General features: G+C 52.6%; 2 tRNA genes and 2 rRNA genes. All 4 read left to right on the top strand.

What is annotated here, in order from left to right:
• Positions 1–505 (top strand): 16S ribosomal RNA (locus V6D20_02440); the annotation flags it as partial.
• Positions 506–710: 205 nt separating this feature from the next.
• Positions 711–787: transfer RNA gene (locus V6D20_02435), tRNA-Ile, on the top strand.
• A 17-nt stretch (positions 788–804) separates the two neighbouring features.
• Positions 805–880: transfer RNA gene (locus V6D20_02430), tRNA-Ala, on the top strand.
• Between the two features lie 260 nt (positions 881–1,140).
• Positions 1,141–2,048 (top strand): 23S ribosomal RNA (locus tag V6D20_02425); the annotation flags it as partial.

The raw sequence follows: 2,048 nt of genomic DNA, 5'->3' as shown, positions 1-2,048 counted from the left end.
AGTGACAGGTGCTGCATGGCTGTCGTCAGCTCGTGTCGTGAGATGTTGGGTTAAGTCCCGCAACGAGCGCAACCCTCATCCTTAGTTGCCATCATTTAGTTGGGCACTTTAAGGAAACTGCCGGTGATAAGCCGGAGGAAGGTGGGGATGACGTCAAGTCCTCATGGCCCTTACAGGCTGGGCTACACACGTGCTACAATGGTATCTACAGTGAGCAGCGATCCCGCGAGGGTTAGCTAATCTCCAAAAGATATCTCAGTTCGGATTGTTCTCTGCAACTCGAGAGCATGAAGGCGGAATCGCTAGTAATCGCGGATCAGCATGCCGCGGTGAATACGTTCCCAGGCCTTGTACACACCGCCCGTCACACCATGGGAGTTGGATTCACCCGAAGGTGGTGCGCTAACCAGTTTACTGGAGGCAGCCAACCACGGTGGGTTCAGCGACTGGGGTGAAGTCGTAACAAGGTAGCCGTAGGGGAACCTGCGGCTGGATCACCTCCTTTCTAAGGATTGGTACGAAAGCGCCAGCGCTAGCCGTTGGAATGCTTCGCACCTTTTCAAAGAACACTGCCGTCGTCCTCATGTCCTTTCATCAATCGGATACAGCCTCACAGGCTAGTCTTGTGAGTTGCTGTTTGCCTGAGCTGGCTTACGCCGCCCGCGGCCGTGCCTTTTCTTTATTGGGAAAGGAGGCCCGCGCTGGCGCATAGGCCCGTAGCTCAGTTGGTTAGAGCGCACCCCTGATAAGGGTGAGGTCGGTGGTTCAAATCCACTCGGGCCTACCATGTTTACCTGGTCTTACGGGGCCTTAGCTCAGCTGGGAGAGCACCTGCTTTGCAAGCAGGGGGTCATCGGTTCGATCCCGATAGGCTCCACCAGGTATAAGCAATCCGATAGATGAAACGAAAACGAATACCGCGTTTGGCGGTTAGGTGACTTCGGTCGCCGCTCTTTGACATTGTGAATGGGTTTTTAAATCGATGCCGTGGCGCATGGATTGCAAGGTTTGCCTTCGGGCAGATCAGCGCGATTTATGCATCACAACAAGATCAATCAAAATGATTATCTGGCTGAGATATCTTCCTCACTATCGTTAGACTTCAAACTTTTATGCAGGTTTGTCGTTGATGGTGTGGATTCTCAAGCGTGAGGTAAGAGCATTTGGTGGATGCCTTGGCATGTGCAGGCGATGAAGGACGTGGCACGCTGCGATAAGCGTCGGGGAGATGTGAGCAATCTTTGATCCGGCGATTTCCGAATGGGGAAACCCACCCTCACCATTTCCTTTCGTATCAGCCCAATCTTCGGATTGGATCTGGTTCGGAAAGAGGTGGATAGGGTATCACCGAGTTGAATAAAATAGACTTGGTGAAGCGAACCCGGGGAACTGAAACATCTCAGTACCCGGAGGAAAAGACATCAACAGAGATTCCCGTAGTAGTGGCGAGCGAACCGGGACCAGGCCAGTGCTTCTTCGTAAATTAGCGGAACACTTTGGAAAGAGTGGCCATAGCGGGTGACAGCCCCGTACGTAAAAATGATCGAAGAAGACTTGAGTAGGGCGGGACACGTGAAATCCTGTCTGAACATGGGGGGACCACCCTCCAAGCCTAAATACTCGCACATGACCGATAGCGAACACAGTACCGTGAGGGAAAGGTGAAAAGCACCCCGATTAGGGGAGTGAAACAGTACCTGAAACCGGATGCTTACAAGCAGTTGGAGCCCCATAGGGGGTGACAGCGTACCTCTTGCATAATGGGTCAGTGACTTAATCTAGCATGCGAGCTTAAGCCGTTAGGTGTAGGCGAAGCGAAAGCGAGTCTGAATAGGGCGACTGAGTATGTTGGATTAGACCCGAACCCCGGCGATCTAGGCATGGCCAGGTTGAAGGTGCGGTAACACGCACTGGAGGACCGAACCGGTGAATGTTGAAAAATTCTCGGATGAGCTGTGTTTAGGGGTGAAAGGCCAATCAAGCCGGGAAATAGCTGGTTCTCCGCGAAATCTATTGAGGTAGAGCGTCAGATGTATGCCGATGGGGGT

This window comes from Candidatus Obscuribacterales bacterium (genome assembly GCA_036703605.1).
GTDB lineage: Bacteria > Cyanobacteriota > Cyanobacteriia > RECH01 > RECH01 > RECH01.
The sequence above is the reverse complement of the archived record's forward strand: the minus strand, read 5'-3'. Positions and strand labels throughout refer to the sequence as shown.